This is a genomic window from Thalassoglobus neptunius (genome assembly GCF_007859735.1).
GTDB lineage: Bacteria > Planctomycetota > Planctomycetia > Planctomycetales > Planctomycetaceae > Thalassoglobus > Thalassoglobus neptunius.
This window is the reverse complement of record NZ_SIHI01000001.1, coordinates 1,237,798-1,253,465: the sequence shown is the minus strand read 5'-3', so window position 1 is coordinate 1,253,465 and position 15,668 is coordinate 1,237,798. Positions and strand designations below refer to the sequence as shown.

General features: G+C 52.9%; 25 protein-coding genes and 1 tRNA gene. 22 read left to right on the top strand and 4 right to left on the bottom strand.

The annotated features are described in order from the left end of the window. Nucleotides 1-22: 22 nt before the first annotated feature. The 3 genes from KOR42_RS05160 to KOR42_RS05150 form a co-directional block, all read right to left on the bottom strand. Entirely contained in the window at nucleotides 23-931 is a 909-nt protein-coding gene (locus KOR42_RS05160; RefSeq protein ID WP_146507609.1) for a universal stress protein, read from the bottom strand. Nucleotides 932-995: 64 nt separating this feature from the next. Continuing rightward, the gene (locus KOR42_RS05155) at nucleotides 996-1,445 is read right to left on the bottom strand and encodes a hypothetical protein (protein WP_146507607.1); all 450 of its coding nucleotides are present in this window, start codon (nucleotides 1,443-1,445) and stop codon (nucleotides 996-998) included. A gap of 239 nt (nucleotides 1,446-1,684) precedes the next feature. Beyond that, complete coding sequence (locus KOR42_RS05150; RefSeq protein WP_146507605.1) at nucleotides 1,685-2,743, bottom strand: arabinan endo-1,5-alpha-L-arabinosidase; 1,059 nt, start codon at nucleotides 2,741-2,743, stop codon at nucleotides 1,685-1,687. 366 nt (nucleotides 2,744-3,109) lie between these two features. Between KOR42_RS05150 and KOR42_RS05145 the strand changes: the two genes are divergently transcribed. The 4 genes from KOR42_RS05145 (at nucleotide 3,110) to KOR42_RS05130 (ending at nucleotide 5,282) form a co-directional block, all read left to right on the top strand. Continuing rightward, a tRNA-Ile gene (locus KOR42_RS05145) sits at nucleotides 3,110-3,183 on the top strand. Nucleotides 3,184-3,343: 160 nt separating this feature from the next. Then, complete coding sequence (locus tag KOR42_RS05140) at nucleotides 3,344-3,577, top strand: helix-turn-helix domain-containing protein (RefSeq protein WP_197440878.1); 234 nt, start codon at nucleotides 3,344-3,346, stop codon at nucleotides 3,575-3,577. Then, a complete protein-coding gene (locus tag KOR42_RS05135; RefSeq protein WP_146507601.1) occupies nucleotides 3,578-3,826 on the top strand; it encodes a helix-turn-helix domain-containing protein in 249 nt (82 codons plus the stop codon). It abuts the gene before it with no gap. Between the two features lie 355 nt (nucleotides 3,827-4,181). Then, the gene (locus KOR42_RS05130; RefSeq protein WP_146507599.1) at nucleotides 4,182-5,282 is read left to right on the top strand and encodes a tyrosine-type recombinase/integrase; all 1,101 of its coding nucleotides are present in this window, start codon (nucleotides 4,182-4,184) and stop codon (nucleotides 5,280-5,282) included. Nucleotides 5,283-5,418: 136 nt separating this feature from the next. Here KOR42_RS05130 and KOR42_RS05125 read toward each other — a convergent pair whose 3' ends face one another. Continuing rightward, the gene (locus KOR42_RS05125; protein WP_146507597.1) at nucleotides 5,419-5,625 is read right to left on the bottom strand and encodes a hypothetical protein; all 207 of its coding nucleotides are present in this window, start codon (nucleotides 5,623-5,625) and stop codon (nucleotides 5,419-5,421) included. On the opposite strand from KOR42_RS05125, the gene KOR42_RS05120 reads away from it, so the two are divergent. From KOR42_RS05120 to KOR42_RS05030, 18 genes are all read left to right on the top strand, one after another. Then, complete coding sequence (locus tag KOR42_RS05120; protein ID WP_146507595.1) at nucleotides 5,624-5,899, top strand: hypothetical protein; 276 nt, start codon at nucleotides 5,624-5,626, stop codon at nucleotides 5,897-5,899. The two genes, KOR42_RS05125 and KOR42_RS05120, sit on opposite strands and share 2 nt — an antisense overlap. Nucleotides 5,900-6,201: 302 nt before the next feature. Further along, nucleotides 6,202-6,393 (top strand): hypothetical protein, encoded by a 192-nt coding sequence (locus tag KOR42_RS05110; protein WP_146507591.1) that lies wholly within the window; start codon nucleotides 6,202-6,204, stop codon nucleotides 6,391-6,393. A gap of 55 nt (nucleotides 6,394-6,448) precedes the next feature. Further along, nucleotides 6,449-6,691: a helix-turn-helix domain-containing protein gene (locus KOR42_RS05105; protein ID WP_146507590.1), complete on the top strand. Its 243-nt coding sequence runs from the start codon at nucleotides 6,449-6,451 to the stop codon at nucleotides 6,689-6,691. A 52-nt stretch (nucleotides 6,692-6,743) separates the two neighbouring features. Next, nucleotides 6,744-7,052 (top strand): hypothetical protein, encoded by a 309-nt coding sequence (locus KOR42_RS05100; RefSeq protein ID WP_146507588.1) that lies wholly within the window; start codon nucleotides 6,744-6,746, stop codon nucleotides 7,050-7,052. Continuing rightward, the gene (locus tag KOR42_RS05095; protein WP_146507586.1) at nucleotides 7,036-7,437 is read left to right on the top strand and encodes a hypothetical protein; all 402 of its coding nucleotides are present in this window, start codon (nucleotides 7,036-7,038) and stop codon (nucleotides 7,435-7,437) included. The genes KOR42_RS05100 and KOR42_RS05095 overlap by 17 nt, the downstream gene beginning before the upstream one ends. Continuing rightward, nucleotides 7,434-7,706 (top strand): hypothetical protein, encoded by a 273-nt coding sequence (locus tag KOR42_RS05090; protein WP_146507584.1) that lies wholly within the window; start codon nucleotides 7,434-7,436, stop codon nucleotides 7,704-7,706. The genes KOR42_RS05095 and KOR42_RS05090 overlap by 4 nt, the downstream gene beginning before the upstream one ends. Then, nucleotides 7,703-7,987: a hypothetical protein gene (locus KOR42_RS05085; RefSeq protein WP_146507582.1), complete on the top strand. Its 285-nt coding sequence runs from the start codon at nucleotides 7,703-7,705 to the stop codon at nucleotides 7,985-7,987. Before KOR42_RS05090 ends, KOR42_RS05085 begins: the two co-directional genes overlap by 4 nt. Next, complete coding sequence (locus KOR42_RS05080) at nucleotides 7,984-8,469, top strand: GNAT family N-acetyltransferase (protein ID WP_146507580.1); 486 nt, start codon at nucleotides 7,984-7,986, stop codon at nucleotides 8,467-8,469. The genes KOR42_RS05085 and KOR42_RS05080 overlap by 4 nt, the downstream gene beginning before the upstream one ends. Continuing rightward, nucleotides 8,466-8,879: a hypothetical protein gene (locus KOR42_RS05075; RefSeq protein WP_146507578.1), complete on the top strand. Its 414-nt coding sequence runs from the start codon at nucleotides 8,466-8,468 to the stop codon at nucleotides 8,877-8,879. Before KOR42_RS05080 ends, KOR42_RS05075 begins: the two co-directional genes overlap by 4 nt. Next, nucleotides 8,876-9,556: a hypothetical protein gene (locus KOR42_RS05070; protein WP_146507576.1), complete on the top strand. Its 681-nt coding sequence runs from the start codon at nucleotides 8,876-8,878 to the stop codon at nucleotides 9,554-9,556. The genes KOR42_RS05075 and KOR42_RS05070 overlap by 4 nt, the downstream gene beginning before the upstream one ends. Beyond that, on the top strand, nucleotides 9,549-9,986 hold the full coding sequence (locus tag KOR42_RS05065; protein WP_146507574.1) for a hypothetical protein: 438 nt from the start codon (nucleotides 9,549-9,551) through the stop codon (nucleotides 9,984-9,986). The genes KOR42_RS05070 and KOR42_RS05065 overlap by 8 nt, the downstream gene beginning before the upstream one ends. A gap of 44 nt (nucleotides 9,987-10,030) precedes the next feature. Further along, nucleotides 10,031-10,234, top strand: a complete 204-nt coding sequence (locus KOR42_RS05060) for a carbon storage regulator (protein WP_146507572.1) — start codon at nucleotides 10,031-10,033, stop codon at nucleotides 10,232-10,234. A 14-nt stretch (nucleotides 10,235-10,248) separates the two neighbouring features. Continuing rightward, nucleotides 10,249-11,418 (top strand): helix-turn-helix domain-containing protein, encoded by a 1,170-nt coding sequence (locus tag KOR42_RS05055; protein ID WP_231740660.1) that lies wholly within the window; start codon nucleotides 10,249-10,251, stop codon nucleotides 11,416-11,418. Then, on the top strand, nucleotides 11,415-11,621 hold the full coding sequence (locus KOR42_RS05050; RefSeq protein WP_146507568.1) for a hypothetical protein: 207 nt from the start codon (nucleotides 11,415-11,417) through the stop codon (nucleotides 11,619-11,621). Before KOR42_RS05055 ends, KOR42_RS05050 begins: the two co-directional genes overlap by 4 nt. Nucleotides 11,622-12,000: 379 nt before the next feature. After that, nucleotides 12,001-12,216, top strand: coding sequence for a hypothetical protein (locus tag KOR42_RS05045; RefSeq protein ID WP_146507566.1), 216 nt, complete (start codon nucleotides 12,001-12,003; stop codon nucleotides 12,214-12,216). Between the two features lie 132 nt (nucleotides 12,217-12,348). Then, entirely contained in the window at nucleotides 12,349-13,626 is a 1,278-nt protein-coding gene (locus KOR42_RS27710) for a DNA methyltransferase (protein ID WP_146507564.1), read from the top strand. Nucleotides 13,627-13,653: 27 nt separating this feature from the next. Beyond that, nucleotides 13,654-14,835 (top strand): DUF262 domain-containing protein, encoded by a 1,182-nt coding sequence (locus KOR42_RS05035; protein WP_146507562.1) that lies wholly within the window; start codon nucleotides 13,654-13,656, stop codon nucleotides 14,833-14,835. Beyond that, on the top strand, nucleotides 14,825-15,535 hold the full coding sequence (locus tag KOR42_RS05030) for an MAE_28990/MAE_18760 family HEPN-like nuclease (RefSeq protein ID WP_146507560.1): 711 nt from the start codon (nucleotides 14,825-14,827) through the stop codon (nucleotides 15,533-15,535). The genes KOR42_RS05035 and KOR42_RS05030 overlap by 11 nt, the downstream gene beginning before the upstream one ends. Nucleotides 15,536-15,668: the final 133 nt, after the last annotated feature.

Sequence of the window (15,668 nt, the reverse complement as noted above, 5' to 3'; positions counted from 1 at the left end):
GACGACGACCGAAAAGAGAGCTTTAAGCCTGTTCGGTGGCGTCGCTGTGGTGAGGTCGTTCGATCCAGACGGAGCAGTGAGCGTGATGCAGGACCGAAGTCGAAACGCTTCCCAGCAGCATCCGATTCAACGTCGATTTCTCATTCCCGCCGAGAATAATCAGATCGGCGTTGAATTCGTCCGCACGGTGAACGATATCGTTCGCAACGTTATGGCCGACTTCAACAACGCTCGTCACTGACGCGGCATTGGGAGCGAGCAGTTCGGTGAACTCCTTGTGCCGTTCTTTATGGACAGCGATTGCTTCATCGATCAGTTCCTGTCCATCAACTCCCCGCCCGAAAGCAGATGCTCGAAAATCGGGGACGATGGAGACGAGTTGAATCTCCGACTTTGTATTCGATGGCCGTTCTGCAAAGCGGATGATCGCCCGACTTGCCAGCCTCGATCCGTCATCAGCGATCAAAATTCGATGGCACTGCGTTGACTGGTAGTCCTCATTGTGCGGTCGAGCCAACAGCATCGAAGCGTGCGCGTGCTTGGAGATCTTGTCGGAAACACTTCCGAGGAAAAAGCGATCGACGGCACTCCGACCATGTGAGCCGATCACGCAAACGTCGGGATGCGTCTCATCGATCTCTTTGAGGATCTCCTGGGCTGTGTGGCCTTCGAGAACTTTCGTTCCTGCCGATTTGGCCCATGTGTTCATGCGATTGGCAGCATTCGCAACGAGATCCTTCGTGTGATCTCTGCATTCACTCACCGACTGCAAAACATCCGGCGGAAAATCGAAATCGATGGGTCGCAAATCCGAAGCTGGGCACACACTGACGATCGAGAGATCCACCAAACTAGACGGAAACAGCCCCATCATCAGTTGCTCTGCATACTCAGCGTATCTCGAACCATCTGTTGCGAAGAGAACTTTCATGGGGCGCACTTTCCACTGCGAAGTAGAGATCCGTCGGACTCGCTCACGAGTTGATCAAAGTTTGTCAGTTGACGATCAGAGTATTTCGAACGTAGCGATGACATTCAATACAGGCCATGGTCGCTCCGATCCATTTCAAGGTTGCCTGATCGAGATTCTCTTCCTGGGCAGCCTTCACCAACTCATCGGTCGTACGCTGAAACTCGTTGCTGAATTGTTTGTACATCGCATCGTTATGAGCCCGCCACTTCTCCGATCGACTCATTTTGTTGAGCGTCCTCGCTCCTGACTGGACGAGTTCCATGTCTTCAGTGGTCAACCCTTCCAGAACCTTATTCGATGCATCGAGCTTCGCGCGCATGAACTGTTTCAGATTCAGAACTGGTTTCCCGTTGTCGTCCGCTTCCGCAGCTTTCGAATCATCCTGAGCATGCCCCGGACGATCGAAGATGACGAAGCCTGCACCAATGCAAAGAGCACACGACAGAAATAGAGTCAGATAAGAACTGCGCATCGTAGACACCTCCTGAGGATTCTAATCACCAATTCGAACGATCTGCCGTGATGTGATGAAACCACTGACAAACTCTTTCACGAGTCAATTGCAAACAATCAAGGCAATCTCACTCTTTCGAACTCAGCGAAACTGCCGGTCGTCTTCCTTGTCGAAAATCAATTCTACCGGCGATCCGTTGAGTCGGAAACAGCACGCGGAATTCTAGCAAATCTGAGAAATCGGCGCCTGCACAATCATCATTCAGCATCAGGCATTCTTACAATTGGCCATCCCTCTTCTGACCACTCCAGCGGCAGGATTCCAAGTCGCGGCCGCCCATTGGAATCACCATCATAATAATGGAAGCTCAGGAACTGTTGATCGTCACAGACGAACACTTCTCCGTGCCCCGGACCAATCATCGCGCCCGAAGTTGTGAGAACTTCCGTTCCCCCTTTCAAACGCAAGTCCACGCCTTCGCGATCGAAGTAAGGTCCGGTGATCTCTCGGCTTCGCCCGACACGGATTTCATAGGTGCTGTCAACACCCCGACAGCACCATCCCCAGTTCACGAAGAGATAATAGTAGCCGTCCCGTTCAAATAGTCCGGGAGCCTCAATTTGCTCGTGAAATGCCAACGGAACCATCGAGTCATCATCCATCCTCAATCCGGTCTCCGGGTCGAGCTGAATGAGATATATGCCTCCCCAGAAAGAACCGAAGGCCATCCAGAGTGTTTCATCCGAAGCCTTCCAGATCGTCGGATCAATGGCGTTGAAGTGATCGCCCCGACGACTCCGAACAACGATTCCTTCATCCTTCCATTCGGTCTTCCCAACTTCAGTCGACAGAGCCGAGCACGAAGCCAACGCAATCGCACTGCTCTGCTTCCCAAAAGATGAAACGCTGTAATAAACAAGAACACGATCATTGAGGACAATCACATCCGGTGCCCAGAAGCGACCATCGTGATCGGGAACAATCTCCTCCACCCATTCGGGACTCTCAGAAAAGACCGAAGGCCCCCGCTGAAACGTCTCGCAATCCGTCGAATAGAACGACCGAACTCCTCTCCCGGTACTAAATCCCCAAAGCACACCATCCTGAACGATAAGCTTCGAAGGGTCATGCACTGATATCGCCGGTGAGTCCGTATTCAAGCTGCGAAACGCCCGCTCAACCTCCCCCTGACAAAGGCATTCACTCCCATCAAGTATTGCCTCCTGCCCGAACAGCAAGTTCGCATTCCCAAGCAGAAAGACGAACGCCGCCAATTCAATCAAACGCCGCGAGCCGACAACCTCACCTGCCATCATTCGACCTCCAGGAATTCAAACATCATGCCCTGCTCTTTTTCAGTTTCTATCCCGCCATGATTGTAATCAGGAACAGATCATCAACACGACCGTCAACAGCTTCGATATGTCGATCGGGCATCTTTCACGAAAAGGTTTCCACGAGCCCGCAAACCATCACTCACTCTCAATCGAGGTCCCGCAACCAGACTTGCACTCGACGCAGTCTCGGGACATACTTCCGCATCTTCTCAGCAAGATGGAGATTGGCGTGTGACGCAGAAGCGTTAGCCCGTTTCAACAACCACTTCGCCAACCCCATCCTGCAAAAATCGACTGCACAGCAACTCCTGCCAGAAAGTCGAACGTGCAGCAAAAACACAATTGGGGGCTGTAGCTCAATCGGTTAGAGCAGCGGACTCATAATCCGTTGGTTGTGGGTTCGAGTCCCGCCGGCCCTACTTTTTTCACCCTAATTTGCAGGGTTTTGTAGTGCGGAGCATCGGACTGCTAGTCCGCTGCTCTAACCGAGGTGTCCGGAGTTTGTGGCTGCCCGTCACAAATAACGTCGGTTTCCAACCTCGCCAACCACTGCAGGCCCGTTACACTGGGAGAATGAAAGTGGTCCTTCAAGAAGAGTTTCGACGGATCGTCAAGGACGAACTCACTCGACAGGGTGTGACTCACAACGAGTTGGCTTGTCGCATGGGTGTTTCACGTCCGACAGTGACGCAGTATCTCACAGGAAAAATTTGCCCTGGCCTTGATGTTGTCGAAAAGTTTTTCATCGCACTTGGAATCCCATTGCAGCTCGGATCTCACGAGGTTCGAGAGCCAGTCGAATCTGGAAAGTAAGTGGTTCTGCAAGAAGAGTTTCGACGGATCATCCGAAGTGAACTTTCCCGGCGGGGAATGTCTCAGCGGGAACTTGCACGTCGCATAGGCATCACTAATCCGACTGTGAATCAGTACCTGACTGGGAAGATTTGCCCTGGTTTGGACGTCGTCGAAAAGTTCTTTATTGCTCTGAACCTTCCACTCGAATTTGCTGCGAGCAAGGATTCGACCGCACGTACCGACGAAACGAAGACCGGGGAAGCTTGATCACGATCGGACAATGTGTTCTCCGAAAGCCATGTCGCTCATAGTGCGAGATGGCTTTTTTTATGCAGACTCAGATGCGGAAGAGTTCAAAATTACAATTTCGACCGGAGCCCGCTTGACTCGAATGTAGATGATTACTTACCTTCCTCCTTCAGCCGATGTTGAGGGAGATCATCGAAGATGAGTTACGGATCGGGAATCTTGGAAAGCGAAGCACTCAACGGGCACCCCGTTGAGAATTTCGAATTCACAAGCTCCGATCTGTTAATTCCGTTCTATGGTTTCTTCGGTCATGAATTTTCATGGGTGATCGATGCCGATCATCAGGTTTTGCTGAGTACCGCAAGGGCACGAAATGATTGCACCATCGCATCGACGGAGTGCCAACGACGACGAACGGAGTTCCATTCTCAAGTTTCCCACGATCTACGATCCGGGGAACATCTCCAACCCTCCCGCGAGTTCGGGAGGCCACGCACGCGATCCCGAAGAGAAGCTGACTCTTCGCAAGTACTACACTCAGGAGCTGCTGCCGACCTTCTCGATCGAGCTCTCACCGCGCTCACTCAAAGAGGACGAAGGGGCCTTGAGACGCTGGGAAGAACTGACCGACGATCCCGACATTCGCGACGTTACTTCCGAGACACTGCAAACGTTTCGAGACGTGCTGCTGCCGGGACGATCACCACACACCGTCAACAAGATCTGGCGCGAAATCAAGTCGATCTTTGCCTGTGCCTGCGACGACGGAATCATCGCGGCTGTCCCCTGTGTGTCCCGTCGTATGAAGTCGCGACTGGTACACGCCCCTTCCAAACGTCAGAGGGAAACAGTGACCGTCGCCGAACTCGAACGATTGTGGAATTCCTGTCACCGGGCGACCTATCCGACCGAAGCGACACTCCCCGGATCTCTGACGACGATGCGTCTCTGGCGCGTGCTGCTCGTCATGCAATGGACCTACGGGCAACGGACTCGCGATCTGACGCAACTCAAGTGGCAGGACGTGCGTTTCTCCGATCGACTGATTCAATTCGAAGCCCTGAAGACTTCCAAGCTGCAGGGACTTCCGATGACTACCACCGTCGAACGTCACCTCCGTTCCATCCAGAGCGACGACGACATGGTCTTTCCCGGATTCCGTTCGCCGGGGTGCTACCTGCATCAGCAGAAACGCTGGAAGCGAGGATACTACGCGACTTGGCGGGCCGAGATCCTGCCTGCCGCCAACGTTGTCGACCTGCAGATCAAGCACTTTCGAGAACGGGTTGTGACCGAATACAACGCGATCGAAGACAAGCTCGGCAACTGGATTGCCGGTCATTATGTGCCCGGCGTTTCTGCGCAGAACTACGATCTTCCTACCAAGCGCATCCGCGAAGCTGTCGAGTCGGCACCCGTTCCCGAGTGCTTTCTCGGCCTCGACCCGGGCGATCGACAGCGGACTCTGTTTTAACAACTATTGAGCACGGTTCTGAAAAACAGCCTTCACATGCACCCGAGTGTTGTGTCCATTCGCACTCGTCAGGGAAAGACCGGACCCGGTGTTGTCCAAATGTGGCGACGCTCAATTCTTCTGACAACAACCCCTCTCAACAATCCAGATCATCAAGGCAGTTCAACCCGCCTGCCTTGATTGCTGCCCTGTCGAGCAACACGAATACCCAAGCTTCGAACGGCCCGTCGAAGCGGGGTTGCTCCAGGGCAGCTGCTTTCACATCGAACACCGCAGTGTTCGCAATACGAATTGGAGCTGTGTTTTTCCCCGTTCCCCCTTTTCCTGGCAAGGAGCCTGCCATGACACCCGCGAAGAAGATCGCGATCAACGCCGCAAAAGATATGCAGTTCGAAGCAGCGGCTGTGAAGCTCAAAAACTCCATCAAGGCCGACGCCGTCCTGGTCTTTGCCGTTCAGACCGGAGGAGCCTGCTGCAGCACCTTCGTCGGAGACACCGCTCTCCTGCCCAACGCAGGCAACGCCTGCCGTAAGTATCTGCAGATCAACCCCTCGGACCCAGACGCCAAGCAAACATCCAACTTTTGGGAACGAGCATCTGCTCGATCACTGAACTGATTTCGAAAAGTGCGTTCACAACTCCAAGTTCAAGGAACACCCCATGTCCCAACACCGCATGTTGAAATGGTTTGAGTACGAACACCTCCCCGCTCATCTGCAGAAAGTATCGATGCCGTTCCACTCCTTGGCAACGACAATTTGCAGTTCCATTCCAAACGGCCCAGAGCGGTCGGTGGCATTGCGAAAGCTACTTGAAAGCAAGGACGCCGCTGTTCGAGCGGCGGTCCATCCAGGGCAATAACAGCCCTCAACCAATCAGGAGACCTCGCTTCACCACTTCCAACTTCAAGGAACACCCCATGTCTCGACGACTCAAACGACCGGCCCGACCTGCGAATCGACTCGATGGATCCAACGGTCATCGGCCGCACGGTGATTGTGGATGCTGGTTTCTGCCCACGGGCGAACTGGCGGTCCCTTGTACCTATCACGCTTCCCAGCGTCTGCGTCAGGAAGCAGAACGAATCTCACAACGTGCCCGGAACAACTGAGACCAGTCAGGTTCCGATACAGATCGGATTCCGAAGTCATCAGGGAAGGTGATCGATGACATTCAAACAGGCCACTAAACACTTCAAGCCGACTGCGGATGCTTTGCGAGTTTTAGGATACCTCAACTCACGTCCGGGCGGTTCCGGAATCCTGTTGATCTGCGATCGACTCGGCCTCTCCTACAACACCGTCTACGCGATTCTCGATCGGGCGGCGGATTGTCACCTGGTCGATTACTACGCCCGCGACGGATGGAAGATCCGCAAGCCCGGTCGCGAATTCTTGAAACAACACTAAGGAGATCACAGTTGGACGAAGGATTGATCACAGAACACAAGCCGATGCGCAGTTGGGCCATCGTCGAAATCATGGGTCACCAAACCTACTGCGGCGAACTCTCCGAGGAGGTGATCGGCGGACAGTCATTCCCGAAACGGAATCCGGCCCTGCATTTACGAAGCTCTTCGGGGCCGGGTCGATTTACGCCATCACACCGACGACCGAACAGGTCGCCCGCATGATGGCAGAGAGACACGTCCGACATCCGGTTTCTGAATATGACCTGCCTGCGGAACTCAGAGCCAAGCTGCGACGACTCGAATCGCAAACCGACGTGACTGATGATGACGAGGAGGACGACGATGATCGTGCTTTCTGAGGGTGAAGAGCCAGTCGGGGACGGTGGGCTGACGGCGGCAAAACAGGCGGTCAACCACTTGCTGAATCGAATTCGGGACTGCTCGGATCTCAGGTACCTGATGCTCCACACGGAGGGTTTGGCGCTGTTGGTTCAGGCGGCCGCAGAACTTCAAGATGAGGACTATTCCAAGATCGCTGGAAAGTGGTCGGATGCAATTGAGCTTGCCGCGAGTCGTGAAAGCCGCTCGGCAATCTCTCAACTGTCAGAGCGGATTGAAGAACTCGAACACGCGCTCGAAGTGGCTGAGCTCGAAGAATCGGAACGCAAGATTGTTCGCGAGCGAGAGAGACGTTATTCGCCAGGGTTCGATGGCCTGACCTACCTGCAGGAGACTGCCGGATGAAATTCCGAGAACGGATTGTCGGCCTGCTGCGAGTGATGCCTGCAGTGATCTTTCATCCATTCCAGTTCGTGCGGGAATGCCTCCGAGATCGCGATCAGGAAATCGACAACTGCGACCCACGAGGAAAGCGAGACGATCCGTATTGCCCTGTCTGCCAGCGGGAAACGATTCACGAGTGGGATGAGGACGAACGAGAACGAACGTTTGTGATTTGCCTGCACTGCGGACATCAGACACTGCGCGATCAAGATTCTGAGGAGCATGAATGAGTCATCCCGAACCAACCCAGATGTGGCCGATTGATGCGGTGATGATCGTGGCGGCCGGTCCTCTGGTTGCCAGGCACGATCCGGGCGAGGCGATCACGCGCGGGCATTGTCGAGACTGTGGAGACGAAGTTGTCATCGCCTGCTCGACGATCGCCCTGGCTCAAGAGGAGGCCGAGAAACTTCACCGGCCCGTCAAGTACTTCTGCTGCCGCTGCGCACTCAACTACGACTCGCGAACGATCAACAAACTCGTCGACCGACGAAGAAAGGCGACTCGATGAGCCTGCTCCCCAGGAAATCACTCGCTGTGGGAATCCGCTGGTTGTTGCGGTGCGATGCTTCTTCTGTGGATCGGATTGCCCAGGCCTACAACCCAGCCTGGACGATCGAGGAAATGCTCACAGCACTGCAACGACGAAACTGCATCGGCATGGTGGCAGAGGCCCATCTGGAGAGGCAAAAGGCAAATTGCATCGTCGGATACATGATCTACGAGCTGCACGCCAAGCGGCTTCGCATACTGGAGTTTGCCGTTGATCCTGCGAAGCGTCGATCGGGCGTGGGGTCACAAATGATTCAACGTCTGAAAGCGAAGCTCTCGCAATTCAATCGAAACACCATCGACATCGCCGTCCCGGAATCGGCACTCGGCATGCAACTGTTTCTCAAGCATCACGATTTCCTCGCGACACGCATCGATTCGCACGCGGAAGAGATCTGGATGCAGTTCGACTTGGCAACAAAGGGGACAACGCAAACATGAAACCAGAAGACAAATCCGGACGTTGGTCGGTTACCTATCAGGAGGAAACCTGGCCGATCTTCAAGACTTGGAAAACCAAGAAGGAAGCTCTTGCTGCTGCGCCAGCACACCTTGCCTTGAACATCTGCGAGAAGTTTTACATTGGTCAACTTGTTAGGCCCAACTTGCCGTCGATTGATGGCGAATCGGTCATCGAAGACTTAATTTGCAATCACCCCGACTACTCCTCGGAAGCAGCGGAAGGGACGTTTGAAGCGAGCAAGGAGGAACTCTCTGATCTCACTCAAAGGTTGTCCAAAACCTTTGAGGACTGGGTTCGTATCCACCGACTCGAGCCAACGTTCTACCTGATTCAAAACGTCACTGAACACATTACCGAGTTCCCCCTCGAGGAGGACTCGGAGTCATGAGCCCGGAGGAGCGACGGTCACATCTGGAACAAAGTGGTTTCGCGATCGCGATGAAACCGTTTCGGTCGCTGCATGGCCTGCGGTGGTACGGGCTGCAGTTGCTGCCCGATGGGACGCGGGGCGGAACCAAGCTTGCTGAATTGGCTGGGCGTCAATTCTCGATCGACCTGGAGACGGGTCGCTGGAACTTCTGGGGCACTGTGGGTGAGCAAGAGTTTCACGAAGGACCGTGGTGGGATGGCTCACCTGAAGAGACTCCAGAACCCGCTCCAACTGAACAACACGTGGCGCCGACTCAAAAGAGATTACTGGTGCACGATCAGCCCCACGAGGTCGTGGGTGAATCGACACCAGAACACGAGAGGTTCCTCGATCGCTGCCGTGACTTCGGGTTGGAGTGGTCCGGCCCATTGAATCAGTTCGGCAACGTCTTCGCGACACGGGCGAAACGTCGTTATCTGATTCACACCTGGTCGAAGAAGCTGACCGACTGCTCCGCCCGGCCACAGAGGATTGTGACGCTCGACCAGCTGATCTCTGAAACGCTCAACAACGAAATCACTGAACCGCCGATTCCCAAACCGTCGGTCACAGTTGCCGAGCCTACACCGCAAATCCATAGAACTCCCATCACTCATCGTGGTGCCAGCATCCAACGGAGTCTGTTCAATGCCTAAGACCAAAGAGGTTGTCGACCAGAGCGAATTTGAATCTCTGTCGTTCCCGCCTGAGTTGATGCCAGAGGTGATCGTCTCGCGTGCAAAACTGGACTCACTGCCTGTGAGAAAGCTGCCACTTTCGAAAGCATTCCGGATGGTTGTCGAAGACCGTGAAATTGAGACATGCCAGGACTTGCGTGAGTTCTGGAAATTACTGCGATCGAAGAAGAAACCCGAGGACGTCAGAGTTCCAAAGTCGATGCAACGGCTTCTCGGGTTGCGATTCTCTGACGAAGCAATTTGTCCGGGATGTGGTCGGCTGAAGATTTTCTATCAGTCCTGGTGGCTCTGCGAGGCGGCGTGCGAAGAGTACTCCCGCTTGCAGGGTTATGGAGTCTTGGAGTTCAGAGAACTTTCGAAGGTTTTTCCCGAGCGGGTTTCGAAATAGGTCCCGGAACCGCTCATCACAGTTCATGGAAATGGAGGAGCACGATGCTTGTGTTATCACGTCATGTCGATGAGGACATCGTCATCACACTGGAAGATGGTCGGCGAATTGAGATCAAAGCCGTCGCCATGCGGGGCGATCGAGTTCGGATCGGAATCACCGCTCCGAGAACGATCAAGATCCTGAGAGCTGAGATCCTGGAACAGCCCGCTTTGGGGCAAAACAGGGTGAGCAAGGATGTCGCCTGACTTAGAAAGGATTCATGATGTCGCGCACGAGTCATGCTCCCTTACCGGGGCAGATCGACTTCGAAGCCGCCTTCGCAGCTGCGGATGCGAAAGCGGAAGCCGCAGAACGGCGGCGAGAGTTTCGACGGGAGCTGATCCGCAGCCTGGGACTCTCGGAAAACGTGGAGCGATTGCTACTCGCCATGGAGTCCCTGGCGAATCAAATCGGCTGGGTCGATGACGATGGGAACACCTATCTCGATCCCTCGAAAGAAGAACTCGCCACCGAGATGGACTGTGCGGTGAGCACCGTCAAACGGAACTGGAAGATCGCGGAACGACTCGGTTATCTCTCCATCGAGCAGGTTCCCGGAAAGACCAACATCTTCACGATCGCCTGGCCCAACATCTTCGAAGATGTCTCGGCTCAACACTCTTCGAGGGGGAGCACCAGGGGGCGCACCAGGGGGCGCACCAGGGAGGTCAGGAGGGGGACCACTGAGGGGGTTCACCGCGGCGGCCGGTTTCGATACGAAACTGCAGAAACATTGCCGTCTGAGGGGACTCACCAGGGGGTTCAGGAGGGGAGTCACAAGGGGGCCCTTCATGAATTCATGAATCATGAATATGAAAATGAATTCATGAAGGATGGAGTTTCTGAGATTTCCCAGGAGAAGAAAACGCGACCGGAGTCAGCATCGCGACCGAAGCCGGTCCCGCCTCCGGCGTCGAGTCCTCCCGATCTCCCGAAGAAGAGAGCCTTCAGCCTGGCGACTGTCAGTCAGAAGCGATCTGCGATCGAACCCGAGGAGCTCAAGGATCCCAGGATCGTCGAGGAGCTCTGGCAACTCTGCCTGAAACATCCGATGACGCGCGAGAAGTACCGCGACGTTGAAAGGCATCGACTGCTGTTCTTCCAGCTGGCTTCGCTGATCGCTCGCAAGTCCGGAAAACTGGCCAGCCCGATTGGATTCTTCCACTGCCTGCTCGGCCAGGGACTGGAAGCCATCGCCAAGCAGGTCGATGACGAACACGATCTCGCCTGGGCGAAGAAAGCACTGCGGAGTCTGGATCCCCACGCGATTGCCAACACTCGATCTCCCCCGGCCTCGGCAGCACAAGAGGACTACGCGCAGGAACGCAGCTTCGAGCAAATGCGAGCTGAGCAAATGCGACGACTGAGAGAGGAGTTCCCGGTCAAATGAGCCAATCCACACTCGGCACGCTGATGGATCGTCCGCGTCGCAAACTGATCGCCGGTCAAAGGTCACTAATCGATCCGGAGGAACCTCCGGTGACTTACCGCCTGGTGTGCGGCCGACGGCTGAAAACTCTGCAGTCGATCGAGCATCAGATGGGACCGACGTGCAGGATTCGGATTGTTACCACTAACGAGGAGAACTCATGAACACGAACTTGATTCACATCGACCAGGACGAAGCGAAACGGAAGCTGACGGCTTACCGATCGCGAATGCACAAGGATGCCGAAGAGGAGTATCAACGCCTCGTCGAGGTCTACAACGCTGCAGCGGACGGCTATCCGCTGATCCACCTGTCTGATGCCATCAACGAGGGTGGGTTTGATGAACTCGGCCGACCTCGCCTCGCAATTGCTCCAGCTGATCGCAGGGAGGTCTGTTATGGAAACTGGCAGACTTCCGCAATGGGGCAGTTCAACTGCAATACGGGTCGTGGACAATTTTCAGCGAACGATTGCACCGAACGGTTCAGCTCAGTGGTCCCGAGTCACGACCTCGCGTTTGGCGCGCCTATGCGATGGTCCCAATGGTTCCGGCGGATGTCCGACCTGCGAAAGGACAGCTCCGCGACTGGTACATCCTCTGGGAAGTCGAGGAGTGGTACGAAAAACCGAAGTCCATGGTTCCGCCAACGGATCCGTTCTTGCTCAAGCACGTTGTCGGTGAGTTCTACGCCGTCCTGGCCGAGTGGGATCTGACGGAGCTGGAGAAGGCGGTCATGGCGGAGCTGCGAAATCGGTAATCGACGCTCATTTGTATGTGAAACTTCTCCAAGACAGTTTGGAATTGATCGATTCACTCAAGTCACCAACACGATGAAACTTCTACCTGGTCTTGCTTCCGAGAACCCTTTGTCTGATCTTTCTATTCAACTATGATTCCTCTTCATTCAGCAGGAAAAAACATGGGCACAATGACTGTATCGCCGAAAGTGAACTCTAGTACGAGAGACTCCGCTGGAAGGTGGTACCAATTTTATGCAATGTTCTCAGACGAGTTCGCGATTCAAGCAATTGAACAAGCTTCTCTTGCGGCAAACTCCACAATCCTTGATCCATGGCTCGGCGTTGGCACGACGGCATCTGCGGCAGTAAGCATGGGACATCGGATTGTCGGAGCCGACATCAATCCAGTAGCCATGGTCATCTCTCGTGGACGTTTTGCGACGAGAGATGCTTTACTGATGAAAGCTTCTGCAATCTCAGATTGGATCCTCAATGAACCTGGAGATTCGATTCGGAATTCTAGCGATCCGTTAAGTGCTTGGTTCCACCACGCACCTGCAAAAACTTTGCGACTCTGGCAGAAGAAGATCACGAATGACATTCCACTTGATGAACTTTCCCCCGAGCAATGCTTCATGTTGACTACCTTGTTCGAAGTGGCCGCATCGCTTTCTCAACCTGCTTCGCGATCGAAGAATCCGACATGGCGGAAAAGGCCAAATCCAGACGAACGCGTAAAATCGAGCAAAAAAGCTGTTTGTAACATGGTACTTCAATGTGCCGAGAAGCGAGTGTTGAAGCTGAGCGATGCCACCTCGCAATCAAAACATCACCTGATGGTTGCCGATTCTCGTTGCCTTCCAATTCAACCAGATTCCATCGATTTCGTTCTCACATCACCTCCATACTGCACACGAATCGATTACGCGATCACTACTCGAGTCGAAAGCGCTGTTCTTGGAGTAGATGACCAGCTCCTCCGAGATGTCAGAGAACGATCAATGGGAACAAGCACAATTCGTGGACAAATTCAATGTGCTGAAGCAACATGGGGTGAGGAGTGCTCCAGCCTGATGGATAAAGTCTCCTCCCACCCGAGCAGACATTCCCAAACATACTATTTAAAGACATTCTTACAGTACTTCTCCGATTTACAGAAGTCGCTCTCCGATGTCGATCGATGCCTGAAGCCTAACGGCAAAGCCGCAATCGTCGTTCAAGACTCCTATTACAAAGAACTCCACATCGACCTTCCTAAGATTCTTGAGCAAATGGCAAGTTTCTTATCGTGGGAGCACACTCAAACTCAATCGTTCCCTGTCCATCGATCAATGCGTAGCTTGAATGCTAAGAGTCGAAAGTATCGCACAAACGCTCGAACAACTGAGTCAGTCCTCTGGTTTCGCAAGTCTTCGCTTAAAGATTAGTGTCAATTGATCCTAACGGCGCATGTTATGACAAATAAAAAACACTCAACTACTGGAACATCTAGTGTCTACGACGCGGTTGAGCGCGAGCGTAAGCGTGCGAGCGTTCGCTCATTGGACCTTTCCTTCAACGAACTTGCCGACATGCACGCGACGAAAGAACTAGAAATAGCTCCTGAATACCAACGAGCCTATCGGTGGGATGCGGCTACCAGTTCAAGATTCATAGAATCAATCGTATTGGAGATGCCTATTCCAGCAATATACATCCTAGAAATCAAAGAAGGTCAATGGGAACTTATCGATGGACTACAACGGATTTCCTCTTATCTCTACCTTCGTGGAGCGCTCAACATAGAGACGTACGAGAATGACAGAGAGAAGCCGATTGTCGCAGGTCAAGACTTCTTGAGACTTACCGGTTGCGACATCGTCCCCGAATTGAATGGGCTTTTGTTCGACGACCTTCCGACAACCGTACAATATAGAGTACGACGAGCCACGCTAAGAGTGGAACTTATAAAGCGAGGAAACAACAGCCGTTTCGCCTATCACATGTTTAAACGACTCAACACTGGAGGCGAAGTTCTCAGCGAACAGGAAGTTCGCAATTGTTCCATACGAATTCTGGGAAACGACTTCAACGATTTCATTATAGAGTTGAGTCAAAACCAACATTTTCTCGCCTGCACTGAGCGATTAGCACAAAAGTCGAAGCAAAGAATGGGAAGACAGGAACTCGTCCTAAGATTCTTTGCATTCAAGAACAATCTTAGCGAATATGTACACGACATTTCACCTTTCTTAACGGACTTCATGGAGCGAGTCACAGATCGCAAGGCCGAGAACAACATCCTCTTTGACTTTTCAGAAGAGGCGGCGATATTCAAGAATACGTTCGAGGCTATCAACAAATCAGTTGGAAGCCATGCGTTCTCCAGATGGGTCAACGGCGGTTTCTCGGGCGGGTTTTCGATGAGTCATTATGAAGCATTTAGCATCGGAATTGCTCGTGTAGTTGGATCTGACACAACCTGGTTGACTCCAGAGAAAAATACGAGACTCAAAAACGGAATTGAGAATGCAAAGAAGAACCCCGAAATGAAGGACTACACAGTAGGGGGTGGAAAGAATTTCAAGGCAATCTACGATAGTAAGATCTCACTAGTCGAACAGTCATTGAGAGAAGTAGACCGCGATGACATCTGATCCCTTGCAAGCTGAGATTAACGATTTCGAAAACGAACTACGCAGGGAGTGGGAGTGGAGAGAAGATGAACTGCGGTCTCTTTCAAATCTGATTGGTCGTGAAGATGATGACGAATCGAAATCTCATCGCAAGTCGATCATTGTAATGCTTTATGCTCACTATGAAGGTTTCGCGGTCTTTGCCCTTAACCATTATCGAATCTTTGTTAACCGTCAAAGACTGACAGCGCAGACAGCGGCTTCATCAATCGTTGCTGGCGCGTGGGGCCACATTTTCAAGGCAATCCAATCTGGCGACGAAAAGTGTCGCGTGTTTACCAGTGAGTTACCAGACGACAGAAAACTACACATTTTATGGAGAAGGAGGAATTTCATTGAACAACATGATTCTCTACGGTCCAGAGAAATTGTTGTGGAAGACGCTGTAGTTGATTCCGATTCAAATATGAAGCCCAAAGTGCTTTCGAGAAACCTGTTTCTTCTCGGAATTCCGCATGATTGGGTTAGGAGCGTCGAAGGTGAAATTAATCGCTTGATTCAGATTCGAAATGCTTTGGCTCATGGGTCAAGAAAACAAGGAATTCCAAATGCGGAGTTCGACGAGATAGAGCAAGCAATGAAAGACGTGATTGAACGCATTCAGAGTGAAATTTTGAATTCGGTGAATCGGCAGCACTTCCTGAGTTCGAGCGCTCTGTGACTCTACAATCCATTTCGCCATTTTTGTGAGGCAGAAAACGATTGGCTCAGGCTAAAGTGGGAGAGTCAACCATATCGAGATGGGATCGTAAATGGTGATTTCATTCTGGTTGATTGTTCTCGCGAAGAAGATC

Coding starts and splice junctions, on each gene's coding strand:
- KOR42_RS05160 (WP_146507609.1), bottom strand. CDS start 931: ATGAAAGTTCTCTTCGCAACAGATGGTTCGAGATACGCTGAGTATGCA.
- KOR42_RS05155 (WP_146507607.1), bottom strand. CDS start 1,445: ATGCGCAGTTCTTATCTGACTCTATTTCTGTCGTGTGCTCTTTGCATT.
- KOR42_RS05150 (WP_146507605.1), bottom strand. CDS start 2,743: ATGATGGCAGGTGAGGTTGTCGGCTCGCGGCGTTTGATTGAATTGGCG.
- KOR42_RS05130 (WP_146507599.1), top strand. CDS start 4,182: ATGATTGCACCATCGCATCGACGGAGTGCCAACGACGACGAACGGAGT.
- KOR42_RS05120 (WP_146507595.1), top strand. CDS start 5,624: ATGACACCCGCGAAGAAGATCGCGATCAACGCCGCAAAAGATATGCAG.
- KOR42_RS05125 (WP_146507597.1), bottom strand. CDS start 5,625: ATGGCAGGCTCCTTGCCAGGAAAAGGGGGAACGGGGAAAAACACAGCT.
- KOR42_RS05110 (WP_146507591.1), top strand. CDS start 6,202: ATGTCTCGACGACTCAAACGACCGGCCCGACCTGCGAATCGACTCGAT.
- KOR42_RS05105 (WP_146507590.1), top strand. CDS start 6,449: ATGACATTCAAACAGGCCACTAAACACTTCAAGCCGACTGCGGATGCT.
- KOR42_RS05095 (WP_146507586.1), top strand. CDS start 7,036: ATGATCGTGCTTTCTGAGGGTGAAGAGCCAGTCGGGGACGGTGGGCTG.
- KOR42_RS05090 (WP_146507584.1), top strand. CDS start 7,434: ATGAAATTCCGAGAACGGATTGTCGGCCTGCTGCGAGTGATGCCTGCA.
- KOR42_RS05085 (WP_146507582.1), top strand. CDS start 7,703: ATGAGTCATCCCGAACCAACCCAGATGTGGCCGATTGATGCGGTGATG.
- KOR42_RS05080 (WP_146507580.1), top strand. CDS start 7,984: ATGAGCCTGCTCCCCAGGAAATCACTCGCTGTGGGAATCCGCTGGTTG.
- KOR42_RS05075 (WP_146507578.1), top strand. CDS start 8,466: ATGAAACCAGAAGACAAATCCGGACGTTGGTCGGTTACCTATCAGGAG.
- KOR42_RS05070 (WP_146507576.1), top strand. CDS start 8,876: ATGAGCCCGGAGGAGCGACGGTCACATCTGGAACAAAGTGGTTTCGCG.
- KOR42_RS05065 (WP_146507574.1), top strand. CDS start 9,549: ATGCCTAAGACCAAAGAGGTTGTCGACCAGAGCGAATTTGAATCTCTG.
- KOR42_RS05060 (WP_146507572.1), top strand. CDS start 10,031: ATGCTTGTGTTATCACGTCATGTCGATGAGGACATCGTCATCACACTG.
- KOR42_RS05055 (WP_231740660.1), top strand. CDS start 10,249: ATGATGTCGCGCACGAGTCATGCTCCCTTACCGGGGCAGATCGACTTC.
- KOR42_RS05050 (WP_146507568.1), top strand. CDS start 11,415: ATGAGCCAATCCACACTCGGCACGCTGATGGATCGTCCGCGTCGCAAA.
- KOR42_RS05045 (WP_146507566.1), top strand. CDS start 12,001: ATGGTTCCGGCGGATGTCCGACCTGCGAAAGGACAGCTCCGCGACTGG.
- KOR42_RS27710 (WP_146507564.1), top strand. CDS start 12,349: ATGATTCCTCTTCATTCAGCAGGAAAAAACATGGGCACAATGACTGTA.
- KOR42_RS05035 (WP_146507562.1), top strand. CDS start 13,654: ATGACAAATAAAAAACACTCAACTACTGGAACATCTAGTGTCTACGAC.
- KOR42_RS05030 (WP_146507560.1), top strand. CDS start 14,825: ATGACATCTGATCCCTTGCAAGCTGAGATTAACGATTTCGAAAACGAA.